17 protein-coding genes are annotated in these 22082 nt (G+C 67.6%); 7 read left to right on the top strand and 10 right to left on the bottom strand.

Features of this window, described 5'->3' with window-relative positions; translation table 11 throughout:
- Positions 1-2 precede the first annotated feature (2 nt).
- From F4Y72_02420 to F4Y72_02385, 8 genes are all read right to left on the bottom strand, one after another.
- Positions 3-1301, bottom strand: a complete 1299-nt coding sequence (locus tag F4Y72_02420; protein MXZ27141.1) for an MFS transporter — start codon at positions 1299-1301, stop codon at positions 3-5.
- A gap of 50 nt (positions 1302-1351) precedes the next feature.
- Positions 1352-2452, bottom strand: coding sequence for a VOC family protein (locus F4Y72_02415; protein MXZ27140.1), 1101 nt, complete (start codon positions 2450-2452; stop codon positions 1352-1354).
- Complete coding sequence (locus tag F4Y72_02410; GenBank protein MXZ27139.1) at positions 2125-3423, bottom strand: MFS transporter; 1299 nt, start codon at positions 3421-3423, stop codon at positions 2125-2127. Before F4Y72_02410 ends, F4Y72_02415 begins: the two co-directional genes overlap by 328 nt.
- Positions 3424-3516: 93 nt before the next feature.
- Positions 3517-5688: a TonB-dependent receptor plug domain-containing protein gene (locus tag F4Y72_02405; protein ID MXZ27138.1), complete on the bottom strand. Its 2172-nt coding sequence runs from the start codon at positions 5686-5688 to the stop codon at positions 3517-3519.
- A 105-nt stretch (positions 5689-5793) separates the two neighbouring features.
- A complete protein-coding gene (locus F4Y72_02400) occupies positions 5794-6498 on the bottom strand; it encodes a hypothetical protein (GenBank protein MXZ27137.1) in 705 nt (234 codons plus the stop codon).
- Positions 6499-6527: 29 nt separating this feature from the next.
- Positions 6528-7904: an MmgE/PrpD family protein gene (locus tag F4Y72_02395; GenBank protein ID MXZ27136.1), complete on the bottom strand. Its 1377-nt coding sequence runs from the start codon at positions 7902-7904 to the stop codon at positions 6528-6530.
- On the bottom strand, positions 7901-9742 hold the full coding sequence (locus F4Y72_02390) for a hydantoinase B/oxoprolinase family protein (protein ID MXZ27135.1): 1842 nt from the start codon (positions 9740-9742) through the stop codon (positions 7901-7903). The genes F4Y72_02395 and F4Y72_02390 overlap by 4 nt, the downstream gene beginning before the upstream one ends.
- Complete coding sequence (locus F4Y72_02385) at positions 9739-11808, bottom strand: hydantoinase/oxoprolinase family protein (GenBank protein ID MXZ27134.1); 2070 nt, start codon at positions 11806-11808, stop codon at positions 9739-9741. The genes F4Y72_02390 and F4Y72_02385 overlap by 4 nt, the downstream gene beginning before the upstream one ends.
- Before the next feature lie 62 nt (positions 11809-11870).
- Here F4Y72_02385 and F4Y72_02380 point away from each other — a divergent pair, with 62 nt between their 5' ends.
- On the top strand, positions 11871-13256 hold the full coding sequence (locus F4Y72_02380; GenBank protein ID MXZ27133.1) for an MmgE/PrpD family protein: 1386 nt from the start codon (positions 11871-11873) through the stop codon (positions 13254-13256).
- A gap of 36 nt (positions 13257-13292) precedes the next feature.
- On the opposite strand, the gene F4Y72_02375 is transcribed toward F4Y72_02380, so the two are convergent.
- Together F4Y72_02375 and F4Y72_02370 are read right to left on the bottom strand one after the other, a co-directional pair.
- On the bottom strand, positions 13293-14594 hold the full coding sequence (locus tag F4Y72_02375; protein MXZ27132.1) for an amidase: 1302 nt from the start codon (positions 14592-14594) through the stop codon (positions 13293-13295).
- Positions 14595-14671: 77 nt separating this feature from the next.
- A complete protein-coding gene (locus F4Y72_02370; GenBank protein MXZ27131.1) occupies positions 14672-15451 on the bottom strand; it encodes a DeoR/GlpR transcriptional regulator in 780 nt (259 codons plus the stop codon).
- Between the two features lie 201 nt (positions 15452-15652).
- On the opposite strand from F4Y72_02370, the gene F4Y72_02365 reads away from it, so the two are divergent.
- From F4Y72_02365 to F4Y72_02340, 6 genes are all read left to right on the top strand, one after another.
- Positions 15653-16246, top strand: a complete 594-nt coding sequence (locus F4Y72_02365) for a carbon monoxide dehydrogenase subunit G (GenBank protein ID MXZ27130.1) — start codon at positions 15653-15655, stop codon at positions 16244-16246.
- 93 nt (positions 16247-16339) lie between these two features.
- Positions 16340-16819, top strand: a complete 480-nt coding sequence (locus F4Y72_02360; GenBank protein ID MXZ27129.1) for a (2Fe-2S)-binding protein — start codon at positions 16340-16342, stop codon at positions 16817-16819.
- Positions 16816-19212, top strand: coding sequence for a xanthine dehydrogenase family protein molybdopterin-binding subunit (locus tag F4Y72_02355; GenBank protein MXZ27128.1), 2397 nt, complete (start codon positions 16816-16818; stop codon positions 19210-19212). Before F4Y72_02360 ends, F4Y72_02355 begins: the two co-directional genes overlap by 4 nt.
- A gap of 14 nt (positions 19213-19226) precedes the next feature.
- Positions 19227-20024, top strand: coding sequence for a xanthine dehydrogenase family protein subunit M (locus F4Y72_02350; protein MXZ27127.1), 798 nt, complete (start codon positions 19227-19229; stop codon positions 20022-20024).
- A gap of 5 nt (positions 20025-20029) precedes the next feature.
- Positions 20030-20917, top strand: coding sequence for a MoxR family ATPase (locus tag F4Y72_02345; protein MXZ27126.1), 888 nt, complete (start codon positions 20030-20032; stop codon positions 20915-20917).
- Positions 20901-22067 (top strand): VWA domain-containing protein, encoded by a 1167-nt coding sequence (locus tag F4Y72_02340; protein ID MXZ27125.1) that lies wholly within the window; start codon positions 20901-20903, stop codon positions 22065-22067. The genes F4Y72_02345 and F4Y72_02340 overlap by 17 nt, the downstream gene beginning before the upstream one ends.
- Positions 22068-22082 lie beyond the last annotated feature (15 nt).

Here is a 22082-nt window from a genome sequence, read left to right as displayed (position 1 = left end):
GGTCAGGGCAGATTGCGGGCCGCCATGGCCTTGCGGTAGATCGGCAGCAGGCGCCACAGGAAGAACAGGCCCAGCAGGCCGCTGATCGTGCCGACGATCGCCATCGAGTAATGCAGCATCAGGTCGTTGGCGAACACGAAGTCGGTGATCAGCGCCACCGATGTGCTTCCGAAGCCCATGCTGACGAGGGACACGATGAACAGGTATATCGCGCTGGTCTGGGCGCGCATGGACGGGGGCGTGAACAGTTGCAACGTCATTACCGCGGGAGGGAAGACCCAGCTCCCGAAGAACAGCAGCGGTGCGTACATGAGCAGCGAGTAGTTCGGATCGGGTATGAGCGAAGTGACGGCGGCCACCGGCACCAGCACGACGGTGGCGACTATGGAGGAGCGGATGGTTCCGCCGCGATCGCCTTTCCGGTGGAGGTGGTCGGCGTAGAGGCCTCCGACGACGGAGCCGACGCAGCCGAATGCTCCGACGATCAACCCCAGCCGGAGTCCCACGGTGGCTCGGGGCATTTCGTGGATCCGGATGAAGTACTCCGCGCCCCACACGAGGACCGCGTTGAACAGCAGCGAGATCATGCAGAAGGCGGCCACCAGGTTGCCGTAAACAGCAATGTTTTTCTTCAGGAAATGAAGCAGTTCCGGGACCGGAACACCGCCTTCCACGGCGCCTTGTCGTAGCGGCTCGCGGAACGTCAGGCACAGCAGGGCAACCACCAGGCCCGGCAGGCCGACGATGACCAGCGTCGCCCGCCATGCCGACAGTTCGCCGACCAACGGGAATTCCAGGGGCGGGCGCTGTTCCAGCGTGCCGACCAGCCAGCCGCCGAGTATCACGCTCAGCCCGTAGCCCAGGAACAGGCCCATCTGATAGGCGCCTATCGCGCGGCCGACCTTGTTGCGGGGAAAGAGGTCGGTGATCAGCGAGAAAGCCGCCGGCGCCAGCGCGGCCTCGCCCACGCCCACGCCCACCCTGGCCAGGAAGAGCTGCCCGAAATTGCGTGCCAGCCCGCAAAGCGCGGTCATGAGGCTCCACAAGGCGATTCCGGCGGCGACGATGTTGCGCCGGCTGGAGCGGTCGGCCAACCGGGCGATGGGGATGCCCACGGTGCAGTAAAACAGGGCGAAGGCGATGCCCTGCAGGAGGCTGAATTGCGTGTCGTTGAGGCCGAGGTCGGCCTTGATCGGCCCAACCATCAGGCCGATGATCCAGCGGTCGATCAGCGCGAAGGTGTAAGCGACGGTGAGCAGGGTCACCGCATACCACGCCCCCCATTTCTTCAGCCTGTCGATTGGCCTCGCCCTCCTGAAGCTCCGCGGCGTAGCTTACGCGATGGAAGGGCCTATTCGTGAAAGTGGAGGAGAACGCCGGGGGCCTGGATGGCGAGCGTGCGGGCATCCCGCTTGAAGGGCTTGCCGGCGGCGGCGAGTGTGTCGGCGGTCCGGTTCAGGCTGCGGGTGCGAAGGTGCAGGACGGTAAAGCCGCTTGCGTCGCCTTCGGCCTGCCTGATGTCCAGGCTTTCCGGCGCACCGGCACGGCCCAGCGGCTCGAACCGGCGCTCGGCATCACGCGTGTCCGCGGCGTGCAGCGTCATGCCGGTCAGTTCGCCCGCACCGTTGGGATGCGCGTTCATCTCCTGCCGGAACACGAGTTCCGGCGTCAGGTGCTGGACGTAGCCGCACAGCGCTTCCGGGAAGCTCTCCGGCGGCAGCGCCAGCCACTTGAAGCGCGCCGTCGCGCCGTCGGCATAGTGAAGCGCCCGGCTGGCCTCGCCCACCGGCGTGGGATCCTGTCCGGAGGCCACGGCCTGCTCGCGGACGGTGTCGATGTCCGCGGCGCGAAGGATCAGGATGCGGATGGCCGGATCGTCGCCCAGCCAGGCGCCCAGGTGGTGGTCCGGTCCGGGGCGCGTGACCTCGCTCAGTTCCACGTAGGTCGAGCCGAAGATGAAGTGCGCGCTTTGCTGATCGAGGCTTTTCTCCTGTCCGTCCGGCCCCGTGCCCATGAGCTCGACGGGGTCGGTGACCCTAAAACCCAATTCCCGGAACGCAGCGACCGTGCCGTGGATGTCCGGCCCCACCAGGCCGACGTGGTCGATATCCAGCGCGATACGGCTCACGGCACGCTCTCGGTTGCCAGTTCTTGTTCGCGCGCGTCCATTCCGCGGCGGTAGATGGCGAGCAGCCGCCAAAGCAGGATGATGCTGAGCAGACCGCTGAGCCCGGCGGTCAGGGCGATCGAGTAGTGCAGCATGTCGTCGTCGCGGAACACGAAATCCGTGATCAGCGCCACGGCGGTACCGCCGAAGCCGATTCCGGTTAAGTTCACGACGAACAGGTAGACGGCGGAGAACTGCGCGCGCATGGCCGGCGGCGTGAACAATTGCAAAGCGGTGGTGGCCGGCGCAAACACCCAGCTCGAGAAGAACAGCAGCGGCGCGCACAGCAGCAGCGACAGCCCGGCGTTCGGCATCAGCGTGGCGGCGGCGCCGAAGGGCAGCAGCACGACGGCTGCCAGCAGCGCCGAGCGGATCGCGCCGCCGTTGTCGCCGCGGCGCTTCAGGTGGTCGGCGTAGAGCCCGCCGCAAATGATGCCGCCGCCGCCGAAGAAGGTCACGATCAGGCCGATGTACCAGCCCGCATCGCCCCGGTCCATATCGTGAATGCGGATCAGGTACTCGGCGAACCAGGCCATCACCGCGTTGAACAGCAGCGTGAGCATGGAAAAGGAGATGAAATGCAGCGCGTAAAGGCTGAAATTGCTGCCGAAGAACCGCCCGACCTCGCCCAGCGGAACGCCGCCTTTCGCGGCCCCGAGGCGGGCCGGTTCGCGAAACGTAAAGCACAGCGCCGCGATTGCCAGGCCGGGAATGCCCAGAACGATGAGCGTCAGCCGCCACGGAGTCAGTTCGCCCACCACCGGCAGGGTCACCGTGTCCAGCGCGCCGATCAGTTCGGCCACCAGGATGAAGCTCAGACCGATGCCGATGAACACGCCGGACGAGTAGATGCCCAGGGCGCGGCCGAGTTTCTCGCGCGGGAACAGGTCGGCGATCATCGAGTAGGCGGCCGGCGACAGCGCCGCTTCTCCCACGCCCACGCCCACGCGGGCCATGAACATCGCGCCGAAAGTGCGCGCCAGGCCGCACAGCGCGGTCATCAGGCTCCACACGGCGATGCCGGCGGCGATGATGTTGCGCCGGCTGGCGCGATCGGCCAGCCAGGCGATGGGAATGCCCAGCAGCGTGTAGAAGATCGCGAAGGCAAAGCCGTGCAGCAGGCTGAACTGGGTGTCGCTGATGCCCAGCTCGGAGCGGATCGGCCCCACCATGAGGCCCAGCACCGAGCGGTCGATGAACGAGCAGATATAGGCGACCGTGAGGACGCCGACGACGTACCATCTCCTGCGGTTCATGGGTTGGTCACGGGGGAGGGCGAGACGCCCTCCCCCGTGGAGCAGGCGCCCTCATTCAGGGCGCCCGTAGCGAGCGCTTGTCGCCCTCGCTGATCAAAAGCCCATGTGCAGTTGCAGCGCCATGGAGCGGCCTTCGCCCGGGTAGCCCAGGGCCGCGCCGATGCCGGTGAGGTCCTTGCTGCGGTCGTTCAGCGACGTGAATCGCACCGAGTTCTGGTAATACTCCTCGTCCAGCAGGTTGCGCACGACGAACGCGACTTCCACGCCGTTCAGGAAGGTGATCCCGGCGCGAACATTGGCCAGCATGACGCTGTCCTGCCCCACCTCAGCTTCGTTGAACTGGCTGTGGAAAACCTCCGAGCGGTAGGCGATCTGGGCCATGGCCGAGAAAGTTCCGGGCCCGACGTCGGCGCTGTAGCTCAGCGTGGACGTGAGCGAGACTTCCGGCGCGTTGACCATGGCGTTGCCTGCCACGTCGAGCACCTGGGTGCCGTAGCGCGTCACAAACTTGTCGTATTCGGCGTTCAGCAGCATCGCGGACGAGTCCCAGGTGAACTGGTCGGACAGCACCGCGGAGACGTCCAGTTCGAGGCCCACCACCGTGGCTTCCGCGGCGTTTCTCACCCTGACCGTTCCTTCCGCGAAGGTCGAGACCTGCAGGTCGGTGTAGTCGTAGTAGAAGGCCGAGGCGTTGGCGATCGCCCTGCCGTCGGCCAGCGTGGACTTGCTGCCCACCTCCAGGCTCCACAGGTACTCGGGATCGAAGGCCGGGTCGCCGCTCAGGGAGTTGGTGCCGCCGGACTTGAACCCGCGCGTGAGCGTGCCGTAGATCATGATGTCGTCGCTGTAGTCGTACTTCAGTCCCAGTTTGGGCGTGAAGGCGTTCCAGTCGTCGGTGGTCATGCGCGGCGGGAAGCTGAACGAGAAGGCCCGTGGATCGCTGGCGCCGAACAGGCCGTCGAAGTTGCCGCCGGTAAGCCCGCGAAGGTTCCAGTCGTCCTTCTCCTCGCTGCTGTAGCGCACGCCCACGATGCCGTCGAGACGGTCGCTGAAATGCCAGGTCAATTCGCCGAAGCCGGCCCAGGCGGTGGTTTCGTTGGTGGCGAAGATGTTGAACGCGCCGCCGAAATTGATGGCCGGCAGGCCGAGGGCTTCCTCCTTGTCTTCGCCGAAGTAGTAGAGGCCCGCGATCCACTCGTAGTCGGGGCAGTCGCAGGCCAGGCGGAGTTCCTGGGAGCGCTGGTCGGTGTGGCGCTCGAAATGCGTCTGCGTCACGAATATCTCGGTGCCGTCGGTGTTGAAGCGGAAGCTGTCCTCGAAATGGCGGTAGCCGGTAATGGAGGTAAGGCTCAGGCCGGTGCCCAGGTCCGCCGTCACTTCGGCGGTAACGCCGCGGATCGTCCACTTCTGGAAGCTGTCCACTTCGTTGCGGGTCTGGTCGAAGTCCGGCAGCGCCTGGGCGCCTTCCGCCGCCGAGCGATGCAGGTCGCCGCGCGGGCGGATGGTGCGGTTGTCGCCGTCGAAGTCGGTGTAGTCGCCGATGATCTTGGCGTTGACCGTGTCGGAAACCGCGAAAGTCACTGTCGCACGGGCGGCCATGGTCTCGCCGCCGTCCACCTCGTCGCCGCCTCTGGGATCGAGGTCCTCGGTGAAGCCGCCGTCGCTGCCGTAGCGCACCGCCAGGCGGAAGCCGGCGTTATCGCCGATCGGGCCGCCGTAGGCCGCCTCGCCGTCGTAACGGTTGAAGTTGCCCAACTTGAGGTTCACATAGCCTTCGGGCTCGTCGCCGGGCGCGCGGTGGATGATGTTGATCACGCCGGCGGTGGCGTTTCGGCCGTAGAGCGTGCCCTGCGGACCGCGCAGCACCTCGACGCGCTCCACGTCGAGGAACTGGGTCAGGCCCATCTGGGCGCGGCCCTGATAGACGCCGTCCTGGTGCACGGCCACGGACGAGTCCTGGCCGATGCCGAACAGGTTGGTGCCCACGCCGCGGATATAGAGTTGCGCTTCGCCGCCGGCCCGGCTGAACACCAGCGAGGGCACATCGAGGCTCAGGTCCTCGATTTCGTCCAGGCCGCCGTTCTCAAGCAAGTCGCCGCTGACGGCGGTGATGGCCAGGGCCGTGTCCTGAATCGACGCCTCGCGTTTCTCCGCCGTGACGATGATTTCTTCGAGGACGTTTTCCTGTGCCGTCACGTTTGCCGCAACCATCATGCAGCCGACGGTAAGTGCGGCCAGCGATAGCCGCAGTAAACGATTTTTCATGCGAACTTCTCCTGTTGAAAGTTTTCTTGGGGAATCCGGCCGCTCCCTTAGCTGCCGGGGGCCGGGAATAATAACGGATTGCGTGTGCAATACCTAATTCCCGGGTCAGGTCGTTAGGGTGACGTTGCCGTGCCTGAGGAAGGCGGCGGAGACCTGGTCAAACACGACGCCCACGCGGATCACGCTGAAGTCGCGGAAGTCGATGATGGTGCTGGAGTGGCCGTGCGGGTTGGCGTATTTCGACAGCCCGTAGTCGAAATGCACGCTGGCCGCGTCGCGCACCGGCGCCTCGATGTCCTGGTAGCGGTATTTCGAGCCCTGCAGCGAGGTGTTGGCCGACGAGCCGAACACCGGCATGCCGCGCTCCCAGGACTGGCGCGCGATCTCGTTGTGAAACTGCCCCGCGTTGAGCAGCATGTCCAGGGTCTCGGCCTTGGTGGAGGACTGCATCACGAAGGGATCGACGCGGGCGAAGAACTCGTGTTCGACGCGAAACGGCGCGACGATGGAGAAGGGGATGTCCTCCTCGCGCACGATGGTCTCGGCCAGGTCGTGCTTCCAGTCGTCCATGACGTGGATTGCGCGGCTCATCGTGGTGTTGGCGAACAGTCCGCCCGGTTTCTCGTAGCTGCGCTTCTTGGCGGCGTATATGCGCCGGATTCCCGGCTCGGTGCAGGCGTTGATCGCGTATGCGACGTCCAGAGGCGCAATCGCCACTTCGCCGGCGGCGATAGTGTCGAGCAGCAGGGCCACGTCGGCCTGCAACTGCTTCCGCGGGACCGGGTCGGCGGTCGTACGTTCGTTGGGCATAGGCGTTGTAGTCTTCCTTTAGAGCGAATTTACTTGCAGAAGGGTGTAAGAAGAGCGTCAATTAGACGCATTTGGTGTAGTTCTTCGAGCATGGCGGCAATTTCGGCGCCGTCAAGGCCGTTGTCGCCGGCGGTCAGCGAATCGAACTTCGCGACCAGTTCGGCGCGGCCCATCGGGTTGGCGGGCGTGCCGAGGCTGTCGAGCACGTCCGAGCGGCGGGTATCGCCGTTGCGGTCCTTCAGTTCCAGCCAGCTTCCGAAGTGCGCCGGGAAGGCCGCCTGCATGTCCGGGTCCGCCACCGCGTCGACGCGATCGGCGATCGCCAGCGTGCGCCGGTCCTCCAGCGCCTCGCCCATGAAGCCGGCCACCGATGACGGCCCATAGTAGAGCGCCGCGCCCAGCGTGAACGGCAGGCTGTACTGCGCGGCCATCTCCGAAGTCGGCCGGCGCAGCATGTGCTGGGTGACCATGATGTCGGGCCCGCCCACGACGATCGATTCGATTTCTTCCGGGTTCATGCTGAATTCGTCCGTTACCTCGGCCAGCGCGTCCAGCGTGGAGTGGAACAGGCGGCAGCAGGGGTAGGGCTTGTAGCTGATGCGGTGGATCTCCGGGCCGTCGGGGTGCGCGTGGTTGAGCCGCTCGGGATCGGAATCGGCGCCGAAGTTGCTGATCAGGCCGTAGCGGCCCTCCAGCGCTTGTTCGGGGCCGGCGATGCCGAGCCCCGCGTGTTCGGCGGCCATGACGCCGTGCAGCGCCGCGTAGCCGCCGTGCAGGCGCTTGACGGTCGTGCCTTCCGGTTCCTGGCTGAACTGCATCGAGCCGCCTGCCATCGACAGCACCAGGCCCCAGCCGCGCGCCAGTTCCCTGGGCGAGAGGTTCAGCAGCAAGGCCGCGGCGGCGGCGGCGCCGAAGCCGACGAACAGGCTGGTGGGATGAAAGCCCAGTTCGATGGTCTCGGCCGCGTTGGTGGCCGCGCCCACGCGCCCGACCGCCTCGTAGCCGGCGTATATCGCGGCGGCCAGTCGCTCGCCGCTCAATCCGTGGTGGGCCGCAATCGCCAGGCTGGAGGCGATGACCGCCGCGCCCGGGTGGCTGACCGATTCGTCGTGGGTGTCGTCCAGTTCCAGGCCGTGGGCGGCGGTGGCGTTGACGAACGCCGCCAGGCCCGGTGCCAGGCGCGTTTGCGAAGCCAGCAGCGGCGCGTTGCCCGAGCCCGCGTGCGGCGCGGCCCACTCGTGCATGCGCCGGCCCCAGGCCAGCAGCGAACCGGCATAGCAGCAGCCGAGGTGGTCCAGGATCAGGTTCCGGATCTGCTTGAGGTCGCGCTCGCCAAGCGGCGCGTCGCCCACCGCCAGCAGTTCCTCGGCCAGCGCCAGGCTGCGCCCGTTCTCCGCCACGCTCATGCTGTCTCACCCGCATGTTTGCGTCGGAGGGCTTGGGTGGCGGCGAGGTCCGGCGCACCGGTTTCCGGGTCGATCACGACGCCGTACTGCTTGCGCGCCTCGTCGCTCGATAGCAGCCCGTCGAGCACGTTGTCGGCCACGCTGCGGGGATCGCGCTCAAGCGGGTCGCCGTAGCCGCCGCCGGACACCAGCGTGATCTCCAGCCGATCGCCGGCCTCGAAACGGGCGTGCGACACCTTGGCCGGCAGTTCCTGCTCGTCGGGAGTGCCCGGATTGACCTTCACCTGGCCGGGCAGTCCGTCGCCGCCGCCGAAGATACCCCGCGGCGGATCGCCGGAGCGGTTGTCGCCGGTGGAGCTGACCGCCGCGTCCTCGAGAAAGCGCCAGGTCTTGACCGCCCCCATGCCGCCGCGCCAGCGTCCGGGGGCCGGGGCTTCGTCGCGCAGTTCGTAGCGCTCGCACAGCATCGGCGCCGACAGCTCCATTTCCTCCAGCGGATTGTTGCGGGTATTGGCCATCAGCGTGTCCACGGTGTCGAGTCCGTCACGACCGTGCCGGCCGCCGTACGAGCCCTCGTTGATCTCGACGTTGATCTGGTATTTGCCCCGGTACGACTCGAACGAATACACGAAACAGGAAACGTTGGCGGCATTGCCCCCGGTGACGCGCTCCGGCAGCGCCTCGCTCAGCGCCGCCAGGACCTGGTCGGGAATGCGGTTGATCTGGGTGAAGCGCGCCTCGCAGCCGCGCGGGTAGATCGGGTTGAAGATGCTGCCCCTCGGGGCGTGGGCATAGACGGGGCGGAAAACGCCGTCGTTCTGCGGCACGCCCGCGCCCTCGGCGGTCTCGTCCAGCAGCAGGGCCCGCACCGCGAAGTTCACGGCCGGCAGCACGCTGCCTTCGAACGGGCAGTTGAAGCCGGTCGCGGTCTGCGGCGTGGAGCCGGTCAGGTCCACGCAGATGTCGCTGCCGCGCACCAGAACGCGCGTCGCGATCTTCAGCGGCTTGCCGAAATGCTTGCCGTCGTCCTCAAGCCAGGCGTCCGGCGCCGGGTATTCGCCGTCGGGCAGTTCCTCGATCCGGGCGCGCATCCGCCGCTCGGCGTAGTTCATCCACTGTTCGGCCGCGCTCATCACGCGGTCCAGGCCATGCTGCGCGACCAGTCCCGCGAAACGCTCTTCGCCCAGCCGGCAGCAGGCGATCATCGCCTCAAGGTCGCCGGCGTTGGCTTCGGGCGTGCGCACGTTGTCCATGATCAGCGACCAGAGGTCCTCGCTTCGTTCGCCGGCTGCGTGAAGCTTCACCGCGTCGAGGATCTGGCCCTCGGCGAAAAAGTCCGGCACGTCCACGGAGAACCCCGGGTCCGCGGCGCCGATGTCCACCATGTGGCCGGTGCAGCCGGCGAAACCGACGTGCACGCCGCCCACGAACAGCGGCAGCAGCACACCGTAATCGGGACTGTGCGAGGCGCCGTGATACGGATGGTTGTGAAGATAGATGTCGCCGGGCCGGTAACTCCCGCGGTGCTTGCGGTCGATGCCGCGCACGTAGGCGGGCAGCGAACCGCAGTGCATGGGTGTGGAGTCGCTCTCGCACAACTGCCGTCCGTCGAAGTCCAGCAGCGCCGCGCCGATGTCGCGCGACTCGCGCATCACGCTGGAATAGGCCATGCGCACCAGCAGTTCGGCCATCTCGTGGGCGATGGAGTGCAGGGCGCCGCCGATCACCTGCAGCGAGACGGGATCGACGTCGACGCGGTTCCAGCGGCGCTCGGCGTGCGCGCCCAGTCCGGTGCTGCGCGCCTGGTCGAGGCCGGGCCAGATTTCGGCGGCGTTCATGTCGCGGGGGTCAGGAGGAGGTTGGCATAGCGGTCAACGCGCGCCTGCCAGCCCGGAGGAATCGCGGTGGTGGTGTCGGGCTGCTCGACGATCGCGGGGCCTTCGATGCGGTGGCCCGGCTTGAGAGCGGAGCGGCGGTAGAACGACGTGGCCAGGGCTTCGCCGGCGCCGGGGAAGCGGCCCGGCGCGGTCAGCAACGGCTCGGCGTCTTTGGAAGCCGCCTCCGGGGCCTGAGCCGAAACAAGCGGCGTGCCGGGCACGTACGCGGACACGCCGAGGTTGACGACCCGCACCGGCATGTCCGGGTAGGCGCGCAGATAGGCGCGTTCGTGCTCGGCGTCGAAGCGCTCGCGCAGCGCCTCGGCCCACTCCGCATCGATGTCGCCGGGAGGCGTGTCCACCGCGAGTTCGTTGCCCTGGCCGGCGTAGCGGCACTCGGCCCAGAGTTTCAGGCGCACTTCGTCCGCGCCGAACCCGTCGCCGGCCAGCCGTTGGGTGGCTTCTTGCGTCATCTCATCGAACCGGCCGGACACGGCCGAGTAATCCAGGTCGTCCAAATCGCCCCAAAGCGTTGCCTTGAATTCATAGCGCACCTGCGCGCACAACAGCCCGCCGGCCGCGCCCACGCCGGGGTGCGGCGGGACCAGCACTTCGCCTATGGCCAGCGCTTGGGCCACCGGCGCGGCGAAGGCCCCGCCCGCGCCGCCATAGGCTACCAGCGTGAATTCGCGCGGGTCAAAGCCCTTGGACACGCTCGCCAGGCGCATCGCCTCGACCATGTTGTTGACCGCGATATCGAAGATGCCCCCGGCGGCGTCCTCCAGCGTCAGGCCCAGCGGCTCCGCGACCTGCCGGCGGATGGCGTCGCGGGCCCGGTCGGGCGCCAGCGTGGGGACGGCGTCGGCCAGGTGGTCGGCGCGGTACCAGCCGCTTACAAGCAGCGCGTCGGTAACGGTGGGCTGTTCGCCGCCCTTGCCGTAGCACGCCGGGCCGGGATCGGCGCCGGCGCTTTGCGGGCCCACGCGGAACATGCCCTCGGGGTCCAGCCAGGCGATCGAGCCGCCGCCGGCGCCCAGCGTCGCGATATCGACCATCGGCGTCATCACGTCGTAGTCGCCGACGCGGGTGTCAAGCAGGCTGCGCATGCGCATTTCGCCGTCGGGCGCCACGCCGATGTCCGCCGACGTGCCCCCCACGTCCAGCGTGATGACGTTCCTGCGCCCGATTTCGGCGCCGGCCTCGATGCCCGCGATCAGCGCGCCGACCGGTCCGGAAAGCAGGAGATTGACCGGCCGCCGCCAGGCTTCGGCGGGGGCGACCATACCGCCGCCGGAAGTCATCAGGCGCAGTTGCGCAGGCACGCCCGCCTCTTCGAGCGCGGTGGCGAAGCGGCGCACGTAGCGGCCGGTCACGGGGCCCACGTAGGCGTTCATCGCGGTGGTGGAGAAGCGTTCGTATTCGCGCACCAGCGGCGCGATCTCGTGACTGGCGGTGACGTAGGCCTCGGGGAACTCGCGCCGGGCGATTTCCGCGATGCGCCGCTCGTGTTCCGGGTTGAGGAAGGAGAAAAGGCAGCAGACCGCGATGGATTCGATGCCCTGGTCCCTGAGAAGAGCAACGGCTTCGAGCACGTCGTTCTCATTGAGCGGCACTTCGACTTCGCCGTCGGGCGCGCGGATCCGTTCTCGCACAGTCGTCCGCCAGCGCCGCGGCGCCAGCGGACGGCTCTGACGGGCGATTTCCTGGTAGTGCGAGAAGTTGTAGGGCCGGTCCTTGCGCCCGATGTGCAGGACGTCGCGGAAACCGCGGGTGGTGATCAGCCCGGTTCTTGCGCCCTTGCGTTCCAGCAGTGCATTGGTGGCCACGGTGGTGCCGTGACAGCAGAACTCGACGTCGGCGAAATCGAGGCTGGCCTTGCGCAGCAGTTCTTCGGCGCCCTGCATGGCGGCGCGGGCCGGGTCGTCCGGCGTGGAGGCGAGCTTGTGGGTGGCCAGCACCTGTCCGTCGCGGCCGGCGGCGATGAGGTCCGTGAAGGTCCCGCCGATGTCGATGCCGATACGCGCCAAGTTACCCGCGCCCCTTCGCGCGCCCAGAAAGACGGCGAATTTTCGCACACTGCGGGTCGTGTATGGTTCGTGCGGCCATGGGTGCGCTGACCGAATCTGTTCTCGATTTTCTTTGCGGCGACGCGCCCGCGAGTGCGCCGGAGGAAGCGCGGCGGATTGCGGTGACGGGGTTTATCGACTGTATTGGTGTGGCTTTGGCCGGGGCGGACCAGCCGGTGGTGCGCAACCTGCTGAGGTCCGACGGCGGAGGCGACCCGGAGGCGCGACTGCTGCTGAGCGGCAAACGCCTGCCGGCTTCGGCCGCGGCGCTGATCGGATCCGCCGCTGCCCACGCGCTCGATCTCGACGACTACGCATTCGCCAACCACACCAGCGCGGTACTTGTGCCGCCGATCCTGGCGGAAGCCGAGGTCGTGCAGGCGTCCGGCGCCCGAATGATTGAAGCCTACCTGGCCGGATTCGAAGTCTGGGGCGTCCTCGCGCGGCGCGAGCGGGACTACATGCAGGGGGCGGGGTGGCATCCGACCGGCGTCTACGGCCCGGTGGGAGCGGCGGCCGCGCTCAGCCGGCTGCGCGGCATGCCGCGCGCGGACACGCGCAACGCGCTGGGCCTCGCCGCCGCCGCCGGGGGCGGCGTGATGGACAACTTCGGGACCCAGGCCAAGCCCTACCAGGCCGCGCGCGCTGCCGAAGCCGGCGTCACCGCGGTGCGGCGGGCCTTGGCCGGCGTGGACGCGGGACCGGATGCGCTGGATGGGGTAGGGGGCTTCCTTGCGGTGATTTCACCGTCGGGGCGCGTGGACCGGGCCTCAGCCGCGTCGGAACTGGGGCAGGACTGGTACATGGCCGAACACGGGCTGAACATCAAGCGCTACCCGGTGGTGGGCGCGGCCCAGCGCTGCGTGGATGCGGCCCTGCAACTGCGCGCCGGGCATGGCCCGGACCCGGCGGCGATCGAGCGCGTAACCGCGCGCACCAGCGAGGCGCACTCGTCCGTCATGCAGTTCCGGCTGCCCGCGGACGCCATGCAGGCCAAGTTCAGTCTCGAGTTCGCGGTCGCCGCCCCGCTGATCTTCGGGCGGCTGGGCTTCGCGGAAATGCGCGACGATTGCGTGCGGCGCGACGACGTGCAGGCGCTGATGCGAAAGGTGGAGCGGGAGGAGGGTCCGGACGACGATCCGGTATACCCGGTGGGGGCGCGCCATGACACGGTCGGCGTTGTGCTTGACGACGGAACCGCTCTGGAAAGCAAGCCGGTCCATCGCTACCGGGGGCATGGACAGAACCCGCTTTCCCCGGACGAGCTGCGCGCCAAATTCATGGATTGCACGACTGTTACCGGCGCAGTTTCTGACGATCTGGCTGCAGATCTGTTTGATCGCTTATCGCGCCTGGATGAAATGGGCGGCGTCGGAGACCTTCCTGAATTACACGTTATATCAATGTAATAGTAACGATATCTTGAAAGACAGTTAATATCCGGATTACTCGCCGGCCAGCAAATTTTCCAGCATGGCTGCCGCGGCCAGCACCTGCATGTCGGCGAATCGTGCGCCCACGAACTGCACGCCCACGGGCAGGCCGGCCAGCCCGGTCAGGCCCGGAATCGTCACACACGGCAACTGCAGCGCCGTGAACAGCCGGTTAAACGTGGCTTCGCCGTTTCCGTCCCTGCGCGGGATCGCTTCACCCGGCACCGAAGCCGTCAGCCAGGCGTCGTAATCGGCCAGGCGTTTGTCGAACACGGGGCGCAGGCCGCCGATGCCATCATAGGCCTCGGCCATTGCCCGCGGCGTGATCCCGCGGTTGACTTCCACCTCCTCGATGATGTCTTCGTGCAGACTCTGCTTGCCGGCGCCGTACTCGGCCATAAGCGAGATCCGCGCCTCGCCGTGCATGATCACGTCCTGCCACTCGTTGAGGTTTTCCGCGCCCGGGACCTCGTCCACCTCCTCGACGGCATGGCCGGCTTCGGCGAGCTTTTCGGCGGCGGCCTCCACGGCCAAGCGGCTGGCCGGCTCGGCGTCGGACCAGTAAGGCGTGCGATAGAGCCCGATATTCAGGCGCCTCCCTGCTTCGGGCGCCTGCCATACGCCCAGGTTCAGGACTTCCCCGGTCCGCGCCAGCAACTCCGTGTCCTCGGCCATCCAGCCGACCGTATCGAGGCTGGGGGCATGCAGCCACAGTCCCTGCACCGGCACCCGGCCGTACGTGGGCTTGAAGCCGGCCACGCCGCAGAACGACGACGGCCGGATCACCGAACCGCCGGTCTGCGTTCCCAGCGCCATGGGCGCCATGCCGGTGGCCACGGCTGCGCCGGAACCGGCCGATGATCCGCCCGGGGTGCGTTTGGGGTCGTGCGGGTTGGCGGTGGGCGGGTCGCGCCCGATGCCGGCGAATTCGACCGTGTCCGCCTTGCCCAGCAGTACGCATCCGGCCTGGCGCAGCAGGCGCACGCAGGCGGCGTCCTGCTCGGCGCGGCGTCCCTCGTAGCGCGGCGAACCGCGCTGCGTGGGCAGGTCCACCGTATCGATCACGTCCTTGACCGCGAACGGCAAGCCGTGCAGCGCGCCGCGCGGCCCGCGCAGTTCGCGCTCGCGGTCCCGCGCCCGCGCCTCGCCCAGCGCCCGCTCCGCGTCGAAGGCCGCGAACGCCTGCACGTCATTCTCGCGGGCCTCGTAGCGCGCGATGCAACGCTCGACCGCCTGCTCGCTGGAGACTTCCCCGCGTGCCAGCCTCGCCCACAAACTCTGCGACCGAAAGCCGGAGTCCGGATTGCGATTCATGGATGTGGTCCGGCCATAGTCGGGTCCGACGCCTTGCCGCCGAACATTATGGCCGCTCCCCGGGCGGCGTCTCGCCGTCAGTGGTTTTCGTCGACGATGTGCAGGCTAATGCCCTGGTTGGCCAGTTGCCGGGCGATGTCGGGGGGAATTCCCGCGTCCGTTACCAGCGTGTCGATTCGGTCGAACCTGCAGATGATGTGCGAGCAGCGCTTGCCGAATTTCGACGAGTCCGACACCAGGATGATCTCGCTGGCCATGTTGCACATCCGGCGGTTCAGGCTGGCCTCCTGGGCGAAATGCGTGGTTACTCCAACCCCAATGTCGATGCCGTCGGCGCCGAGAACCAACTTGTCGAAATGCATGTGGCGCAGGCCTTCCTCGGCATGCTTGCCGAAGAAACTCAGCGACCGGGTGCGCAGTATTCCGCCCGTTACGAGGATTTCAATGTGCTGGGCCCGGGCCAGCGCCGACGCCACGTTCAGGCCGTTGGTGACGACCGTCAGGTCTCGATGGTCGAGCAGGCAAAGGGCCACCTCCTCGGTCGTCGTGCCGGAGTCCAGGGCTATGGTGTGGACGTCGTTGCCGATCAGGTCCGCTACGGCCCGCCCCAGGCGCCGCTTGACGGACAGGTTGTCCTTGTGCCGCTCCTGCATGGAAAGCTCCCGGGTCAGACGGTTGCTGGCGACGGCGCCGCCGCGCGCGCGCACGACCAGTCCCTTGCTGTTCAGCGCGTTCAGATCGTTGCGTATGGTGACTTGCGAAACATTGAGCATCCGGGCCAGTTCCTCCACCCCTACCTTGCCCTTGGACTCAGTCTGACGCACGATTTCGGAGCGCCTTTCGATCAGGCTCAACATGAATTCCCCCCGGCTCAATGTGAATTCCCCCCGGTTGAGGCGAAATCCTAATCACTCGCGCTGATTTTCACAACCGGCGCCTGCAGCCGCACCGAAGGTGTTGCCTGGCACGCGCGCGGCGCGCGCGATGGCTCGGTTCCGCCCGATCGCCGTAACGCTTGCGGTTACGATATCGCCCGAATCCGGTTCCGGTCCGCAACGATGGAGATCAGGGGAGAACAAAGCTTGGCGCACCCGCGCGAAACCGTGTGGGCGGCGCTGATCGATCCCGATGTGCTGGGCGCCTGCGTGCCCGGCTGCAAGTCCTTCGAGCGGATTTCCGAGGACAACTACCGCGCGTCCATGCAGGCCGATATCGGGCCGGTCAGCGCGGGATTCGCGGTCGAGATACGGATAGCCGATCCGGATCCGCCGCGCTCATACCGCCTGGAAGGCAATGCCAAGGCGGCCGTCGGCTTCGGCCGCGGCCAGGCCGACGTTCGCCTGGAGGAAGACGGCCGGGGCGGAACGAAACTCAGCTACGTTGCGAAACTGCAACTGGGGGGCAAACTGGCGCAGGTCGGATCGCGCCTGTTGTCGGGCATTACGCGAAAGATCGCGGCCAACTTTTTCGAGCGCTTCGCGCAGGTGCTGGAGGGCAAGCGGCCGGTCGGGGCGGCGCGGGCGAAACGGCCGGGAGTCTGGTTTCAGGTGGCCCTGGGCCGGGTCTTCCGGAACCGGGTATTGCGCTGGGCCGTTCCGGCCGTGCTGCTCGGCCTGGCGGCGCTTGCCGTTTTCCTGTTGTTGACTTCGTGATTGGCGTTATGATCGGAACCGGTGTGGTCGGAAGGCACGCCAGGGTCCGGCACTAGCCGGATGAGGGTAATCGCAAGTTAAGGAGGGGCGGGAATGGACGCTACGGTTTCGTTCACGCTGAACGGCAAGAATGTCAGCGCCGAAACGACCGGCGCGACGCTGCTGGTGGATCTGCTTCGCAACCATTTCGGACTGACCGGCGCTCACGTGGGCTGCGACACCAGCCAGTGCGGCGCCTGCGTGATTCACGTCGATGGCATTTCGGTCAAGAGTTGCACGATGCTGGCGGCGCAGGCCGACGGCCGCACGGTGCAGACCATCGAGGGCCTGGCCGCGAACGGCGAACTGCATCCCGTTCAGCAGGCGTTTCATGAGCATCACGCCCTGCAATGCGGGTTCTGCACGCCCGGCATGATCATGAGCGCGGTCGATCTGCTGCGCCGCAACCCGCGGCCCAGCGAAGTCGAAGTGCGCGACTGGCTGGAGGGCAACATGTGCCGTTGCACCGGCTATCACAACATCGTAAAGGCGGTGCGCGCGGCGGCGGTCGCAATGGGAGAGGAAGCATCATGAGCGGCGAACTGGGAATCGGCGTCTCGGCGCCACGCACCGAGGACCGGCGCTTCATCACCGGCAGGGGCCGGTATGTGGACGACATCAACCTGCGTTCGCAGCAGTACGCCTGGTTCGTTCGCTCGCCCCACCCGCACGCCGAGGTTCGGGGCGTGGACGCGGCGGACGCCCTGAAGATGCCGGGAGTAACGGCCGTGCTGACGGGCGCGGACATGCAGGCCGACGATATCGGATCGCTGCCTGTGGCCTGGGGCATAACCAGCAGGGACGGCTCGCCCGCCCACGAACCGGCGTATCCGGCGCTGGCCATAGACCGGGTGCGTTACGTGGGCAACCCGGTGGCGGTGGTCGTGGCCGAATCGCGAACCCAGGCCCGGGACGCGGCCGAGATGGTGAACGTGGACTACGAGGAACTGGAGTCCGTGTCCAGCGCGACGGCCGCGATGGAGGAAGGCGCTCCGCAGATCCATGAGGGCGCGCCCGGCAACATGTGTTTCGACTGGGAGTGGCTGCCCGCGGCCATGGCGCCGGACGCCAAGGGCAACACGGACAGGGCCTTCCAGGAGGCCGCGCACGTCGTATCGCTGGAACTGGTGAACAATCGCCTGGTCCCGAACGCGATGGAACCGCGCGCCAGCCTGGCGGACTTCAATCCGGCCACCGGCCAGCTCACGCTTTACACGACCAGCCAGAACCCGCACGTCAACCGACTGCTGCTGTGTACGGCAACGCTGAAGATGCCCGAGCACAAGGTGCGCGTGGTGGCGCCGGACGTCGGCGGCGGTTTCGGATCGAAGATCTATCACTATGCCGAGGAACTGACGGTTTGCTGGGCGTCGCGTCGGCTGGGGGTCCCGGTGAAGTGGACCGCCGAGCGCAGCGAGTCGTTCCTGGCCGACGCGCAGGGGCGCGATCACGTGACCCGCGTGGAACTGGCGCTGGACGCCGAGGCGCGGTTCACCGGCATGCGGGTGGACACCATCGCCAACCTGGGCGGATGGCTGTCGGCTTTCGGTCCGGCCATTCCCACCGTGTTCTATGCGCCGCTGCTGGCGGGTGTCTATAAGACGCCCAACATCTACGTGACCGTCAAGGGCGTGTTCACCAACACCACGCCCACCGACGCCTACCGGGGCGCGGGGCGGCCGGAGGCCTGCTACGCGGTGGAGCGGGCCGTGGACGAGGCTGCCGTGCAGATCGGCATGGATCCGGCCGAACTCCGCCGGCGCAATTTCATTCCGCCGGACGAGTTTCCCTACCAGTCGCCGGTGGGGCAGCTCTACGACTCCGGCGATTTCGAAGGCTGCCTGAACCTGGCCAGGGAACTGAACGCCTACGAGAGATTCGACGAACGTCGCAGGGAGAGCCAGGCCAGGGGCAAGCTGCGCGGCCGCGGCATGTGCTTCTACATCGAAGCCTGCGGCGCCGCCCCGTCGCAGGCCGCCGGGCAACTGGGCGCGCGCGCCGGGCTCTATGAGGTCGCCACCGTCCGGGTGCATCCTTCCGGCAGCGTGCAAGTCCTGACCGGGTCTCACAGCCACGGCCAAAGCCACGAGACCACGTTCGCGCAGATCGTCGCCGAGCGTCTGGGCATCGATTTCGGCAACGTCGAAATCGTCCACGGCGATACCGGCGAAATCCCGTTCGGAATGGGCACCTACGGTTCCCGTTCCCTGGCCGTCGGCGGAACCGCCCTGTACAAGGCACTCGACAAGGTGGAGGAGAAGGGACGCAAGATCGCCGCGCATCTGCTCGAGGCGGAGGCGGCCGATATCGAGTTCACCGACGGCCAGTTCCGGGTGGCCGGTACCGATCGCGCGGTGTCCTTCGGGGATGTCGCGCTGTCGGCCTACGTGCCGCACAACTATCCGTTGCAGGAACTGGAGCCGGGACTGGAGGAGACCGCGTTCTTCGATCCGGAGAACTTCACCTTTCCGTCGGGCTGCTACATATGCGAGGTCGAAGTGGACCGGCACACGGGCGAAGTCGAGTTGTGCGATTTCGTTGCCGCCGACGACTTCGGCAACATCATCAATCCCATGGTGGTGGAAGGGCAGGTGCACGGCGGGCTGGCGCAGGGCATCGGGCAGGCGCTGCTGGAGCACTGCCTGTACACGCCCGAAGGCCAGTTGCTGAGCGGTTCGTACATGGATTACTGCATGCCGCGGGCGGACGATCTGCCGAATTTCGTCGTGGCCACGCGCTGCACGCCAACGCCGTTCAACCCGCTGGGGGTCAAGGGCTGCGGGGAGGCCGGCGCGATCGGCGCGCCGCCGGCGGTCATCAACGCCGTGCTCGATGCGCTGCGCCCGCTGGGCGTTACGCACATCGACATGCCGGCCACGCCGCAGGCCGTCTGGCAGGCGATTCAGGTCGCCCAGTCCGGCGAGTAGAGGAGGAAAGGGCAATGCGCGAATTCAATTACTACCGCGCCGGGTCGGTGCGCGACGCGGCCAAGCGCCTCGGTGCGAGCGGGAACGCGATGCTGCTGGCCGGCGGAATGACCCTGTTGCCGGCGCTCAAGCTGCGACTGAACGAACCCGCGGAACTGATCGACCTGGCCGGGATCGATGAACTCAGGGGCGTCAAGCTGACCCGCAAGGGGGCCCATATCGGCGCCACGACCACGCACGCGGAAGTCGCGGGCAACGTGGAATTGCGGGCCGCGGTTCCGGTCCTGCCGCATGCCGCCGAGTCGATCGGCGATCCGCAGGTGCGCAATCGCGGCACGCTGGGCGGTTCGCTGGCCAACAACGATCCGGCGGCCGACTATCCGGCGGTGGCCCTGGCGCTGGGCGCGACCATCTTCACCAACAAGCGCAAGATTTCCGCGGACGACTTCTTTACCGGGATGTTCGAGACGGCCCTGGGGCGCGGCGAGATGGTCACGCAGGTCCTGTTTCCGATACCGCAGCGGGCGGGCTACGCGAAATTCCCCAATCCGGCCACGCGCTACGCGTTGGTGGGCGTTTGCGTGGCGCAGTTCAAGACCGGCGTTCGGGTGGCCGTGACCGGCGCCGGCGCATCGGTGTACCGGCTGGCGGAATTCGAAGACGCGCTGGACTCCGACTTCTCCGAGCTTGCACTGGACGGGCTGACGGCTTCGGCGGCGAACCTGAACGATGACATGCACGCCGGCGCCGACTACCGCGCGCACCTGGTGGGCGTCATGGCCCGCCGCGCCGTCTCGACGGCCCTCGACTGACAGGTTTGACCGCCACACCGGACTCCGTGGAGCAGGTGCGCGGCCTGCTCGAGGGGCAGGACTACATCGCCGGCGACCGTCTGAGCACCGCCGTATTCCTGGCCCTCAGCCTCAAGCGCCCGCTGTTCCTGGAGGGGGAGGCCGGCGTCGGCAAGACCGAACTGGGCGTCGCGCTGGCCGCGGCGCTGGGGCGCCGGCTCATCCGCCTGCAATGCCACGAGGGCCTGGACCTGGCCGGCGCGGCCTACGAATGGAACCACGCCCGCCAGATCCTCGCCATTCGCCTGGCGGAGGCCGAGCAACGCGTGGACGAGATGTCCGAAGGCCTCTATTCCCGCGAATTCCTGATCGAACGTCCGCTGCTCAAGGCGCTGTCGCCACGTCCCGAGGGGCCGCCGGTGCTGCTGGTGGATGAACTGGACCGGGCCGACGAGCCGTTTGAGGCTTATCTGCTTGAGTTCCTATCCGATTTCCGGATGAGCATTCCGGAACTGGGGGAGGTGCGGGCGCCCGAGGCGCCGGTCGTCGTGCTGACTTCCAATCGCACCCGCGAGGTGCACGACGCGCTCAAGCGCCGCTGCCTCTACTGCTGGGTGGACTACCCGACGCAGGCTGCCGAGGCACGCATCCTCCAGGCCCGCGTGCCGGGACTGCCCGAGGTCCTGCGCGCAAAGGTAGTCGGGTTCGTCCAGGGCCTGCGCAGGGAAGGCCTGTTCAAGTCGCCGGGCGTATCGGAAACGCTGGACTGGGCGGAATCGCTGATGGCCATGGGCGCCCGCGAAGTGGACACGCAAGCCGTCTCGGAAACCCTCGGCGCCCTGCTGAAGTACCAGGAAGATCTGGAGCAGGTCGACGAGTCGGTTGTCGATCGCCTCCTTGCCGCCTCTGCCTGACCCTGGGGCGGAGGGCGTCCCGGGCCTCTCCGAGCGCATCGTCAGCTTCGTGCGCACGTTGCGCGCGGCGGGACTGCCGCTGGGCGTGGGCAGGAGCGCGCTGGCCCTCGAGGCCGCCAGGCGCGTCGACATCGGCAATCGCGCCGAGTTTTCCGCGGCGCTGCGCTCGGTCCTGACCGCAGGTCCCGCCGAGGGCGTGCTTTTCGACTGCGCCTTTGCGATGTTCTTCGGCAACGCCGCGGCCTTCGCGCGGCTCGGGGACCTGCAGGAGCTGGGACTGCGTTCCATGGGCGAGGCCAGGCCTCCGCCCGGCGCGCTGCGGATGCTGCGGGCCATGGACAGCGCGTCCAACCTGATCGCCGCCCCCGGCGCCGAGCGGGCCATTGCCGGAGCCGGCTATTCGCCGCAGGAGCGGCTTGCCTCCACGGACTTCGCGCAGATGACGCCGGAGGAACAAGCCCAGGCGCGCGAACTGCTGCGCCGCGGCGTGCTCTGCCCCAAGCGCATCGGCCGGCGCTACAAGGCCGCCGCGCACGGACCGCGGATCGACCTGCAGGCCACCCTGCGGGCGGGCCTCGCATCCGGCGGCGAGCTGGTGCGGCTGAAGCGCAAGGCGCGCCGCGCCGAACCGATGTCGCTGGTGCTGCTGTTCGACGTCTCGGGCTCGATGACCACCTATGCGCGCATGGCGATTCATTTCGCCCACGCGCTGTGCAGCGCCCGCCGAAACGTCGAAGCATTTGTTTTCGCCACCCGGCTGACCCGGGTGACCCGCGAACTGCGGGGGAGGGACGCGGACGTCGCGACCGGCGCGGCGCTCAAGGCCGCTCCCGACTGGGAGGGTGGCACCCGCATTGCCTCGGCCCTGGGCCAGTTCAACCGGCAATGGTCGCGCCGGGTGCTGGCCCGGCCCGGCATGGTGCTGCTGTTCAGCGACGGCCTGGAGCGGGCCTATGTGGAAAAACTGCGGTTCGAGGCGGCGCGCCTGCGCAGGTCCTGCAAGCGCCTGATCTGGCTGAACCCGCTCTTGGGCTACAAGGACTTCGAGCCCCGCGCGCGCGGCGTGCGGGCGCTGCTGCCCGCGGTGCACGAACATCGCCCGGGCCACAACGTCCACAGCCTGCTGGGGCTTGCCGACGCGTTAGAGTAGGGGGCGATGACGGAC

Source organism: Gammaproteobacteria bacterium (genome assembly GCA_009838035.1).
In the GTDB taxonomy this organism is placed as follows: Bacteria; Pseudomonadota; Gammaproteobacteria; order Steroidobacterales; family Foliamicaceae; genus Foliamicus.
This window is presented reverse-complemented; position numbering and strand designations above follow the sequence as displayed.

Bases quoted from the DNA above. Each gene is read 5' to 3' on its own strand.
- F4Y72_02360 (MXZ27129.1), top strand. From the start codon at position 16,340: ATGGACGCTACGGTTTCGTTCACGCTGAACGGCAAGAATGTCAGCGCC.
- F4Y72_02375 (MXZ27132.1), bottom strand. From the start codon at position 14,594: ATGAATCGCAATCCGGACTCCGGCTTTCGGTCGCAGAGTTTGTGGGCG.
- F4Y72_02380 (MXZ27133.1), top strand. From the start codon at position 11,871: ATGGTTCGTGCGGCCATGGGTGCGCTGACCGAATCTGTTCTCGATTTT.
- F4Y72_02410 (MXZ27139.1), bottom strand. From the start codon at position 3,423: ATGAACCGCAGGAGATGGTACGTCGTCGGCGTCCTCACGGTCGCCTAT.
- F4Y72_02405 (MXZ27138.1), bottom strand. From the start codon at position 5,688: ATGAAAAATCGTTTACTGCGGCTATCGCTGGCCGCACTTACCGTCGGC.
- F4Y72_02395 (MXZ27136.1), bottom strand. From the start codon at position 7,904: ATGAGCGTGGCGGAGAACGGGCGCAGCCTGGCGCTGGCCGAGGAACTG.
- F4Y72_02390 (MXZ27135.1), bottom strand. From the start codon at position 9,742: ATGAACGCCGCCGAAATCTGGCCCGGCCTCGACCAGGCGCGCAGCACC.
- F4Y72_02350 (MXZ27127.1), top strand. From the start codon at position 19,227: ATGCGCGAATTCAATTACTACCGCGCCGGGTCGGTGCGCGACGCGGCC.
- F4Y72_02400 (MXZ27137.1), bottom strand. From the start codon at position 6,498: ATGCCCAACGAACGTACGACCGCCGACCCGGTCCCGCGGAAGCAGTTG.
- F4Y72_02370 (MXZ27131.1), bottom strand. From the start codon at position 15,451: ATGTTGAGCCTGATCGAAAGGCGCTCCGAAATCGTGCGTCAGACTGAG.
- F4Y72_02355 (MXZ27128.1), top strand. From the start codon at position 16,816: ATGAGCGGCGAACTGGGAATCGGCGTCTCGGCGCCACGCACCGAGGAC.
- F4Y72_02365 (MXZ27130.1), top strand. From the start codon at position 15,653: ATGGAGATCAGGGGAGAACAAAGCTTGGCGCACCCGCGCGAAACCGTG.